Source organism: Mesorhizobium sp. M7A.F.Ca.CA.001.08.2.1 (assembly GCF_003998455.1).
In the GTDB taxonomy this organism is placed as follows: domain Bacteria; phylum Pseudomonadota; class Alphaproteobacteria; order Rhizobiales; family Rhizobiaceae; genus Mesorhizobium; species Mesorhizobium ciceri.
The window spans coordinates 1-1768 of the sequence record NZ_RZPW01001022.1 but is presented as its reverse complement, the minus strand read 5'-3'; the positions used below and the strand labels follow the sequence as shown (position 1 = coordinate 1768).

Here is a 1768-nt window from a genome sequence, read left to right as displayed (position 1 = left end):
AAATCGGTCATGTGCTAGGGCTTCCTCACTCGACCAATCCAAACAGTGTCATGGCGGCGACGCTTCCCGTCGGCGTGCGGCGCTTGCCCTCAGCCGCCGACGTCGAGGCGCTGAAGGCGGCGCTCGCCGCAGCACCGGAGAGCGTGGCGAGCGCTCTCGAGGCGGAGTTCCACCTCAGCGCGCTTCTTGCCGATCTCATCGGTCCGGCAGGCGCCCCGCAGGCCGCCATCATCAACGGGTCATTTGGCGTTTCTGACGCGAACACTTCGGGCTGGATTGTGACAGGAGGTGCCGGGATCGGATCTGGGGTCCTCACTTTGAACGAAAGTGACAGAAGTGGCGCACGCGCTAGTCAAGAATTCAGTATTCCGCAGAATGCGCTCGCTCTCCGCTTCACAATAAAGGGCGCGCGCTTTGGCGATCGTTCGCAAGGCCCCGGCGATGCCTTTGAGTTCGCATTGATCGGGTCGGATGGAAAACCGATCGCAGCAGACGGGCTCTCCAAGACCGACGCAGCGCTCAACATCCAGTCCGATGGCACCGTCTTCGCCTCGTCGCGGATAAGACTCACCGGCCTCGACCAGAATGGAAAGCTGCCCCCTGACGCTCCGGTCACCGTGGAATTCGACCTCACGGGCATTCCGGCAGGTACGCCGCTGAAGCTCTATTTCGACCTGCTCGGCTTTGGTGCGCTCGGTAGCCAGGTCATCATCGACGACGTCGAGTTCGTCACCGAAGGTCAGCCGGGGAACCATGCGCCGATCGCGTCCGACGATGAAGCGACGGTCGCCGAAGACGGCAGCGTCGACATTGCCGTTCTCGCCAACGATACCGACGAAGACGGCGATACCCCGACGCCGTCGCTGGTTGCGGAACCGGCAAATGGCACCGTGACCCTGAACCCCGGCGGCAGCTTCACCTATGCTCCGAAGCCGAATTTCTTCGGTGCCGACAGCTTCACCTACCGGGTCAGCGATGGCTTCACTCAAAGCAACGTCGCGACAGTCACGTTGACAGTGACGCCGGTCAACGATGCGCCTGTCGCGGCCGATGACATCGCAAGCGTCACCGAGGACGGGAGCCTCATCCTGGCGGTGCTTGGCAACGACAGCGACGTCGACGGCGACACCCTGACGCCGGTCCTGGTCACTGGACCAGTCAACGGCACGCTGACGCTCAATCAGGACGGCACCTTCACCTACGCGCCGAAGGCCAACTTCACTGGCACCGACAGCTTCACCTACAAGGCGTCCGACGGCAACGCCGAGAGCAACATTACTACCGCCACGCTGACCGTCACGCCGGTAAACGATGCACCGGTCGCCGCCGATGACATCGCAAGCGTTGCCGAGGGCGGCAGCGTGGTTGTCTCGGTCCTCGCCAACGACACCGATGTGGATGGCGACGCACTCACGCCAATCTTGGTTACCGAACCGACCAACGGCACGCTGACGCTCAATCCGGACGGCAGCTTCACCTATGCACCGAAAGCCAATTTCGTCGGCACCGACGGCTTCACCTATAAGGCGTCCGACGGCACCGCCGAAAGCAACATCGCGACCGTCGCGCTCACTATTGACGCCGCGAACGAAAACCATGCGCCAGTGGCGATCGATGATACGGCGACCGTGGCCGAGGATGGCAGCGTCGTCGTGCCGGTGCTCACCAACGACAGCGATGTCGACGGCGACGCGCTGGCGCCGGTCCTGGTCACCGAGCCGACCAACGGCACGCTGACGCTCAATCCGGACGGCAGCTTCACTTATGC

General features: G+C 63.0%; 1 protein-coding gene. It reads left to right on the top strand.

The genetic code is table 11. The features are described 5' to 3' along the window. Window positions 1–50 precede the first annotated feature (50 nt). Window positions 51–1768 (top strand): Ig-like domain-containing protein (locus tag EN914_RS34270; protein WP_127389630.1); only part of this gene is annotated, 1718 nt, incomplete at its 3' end.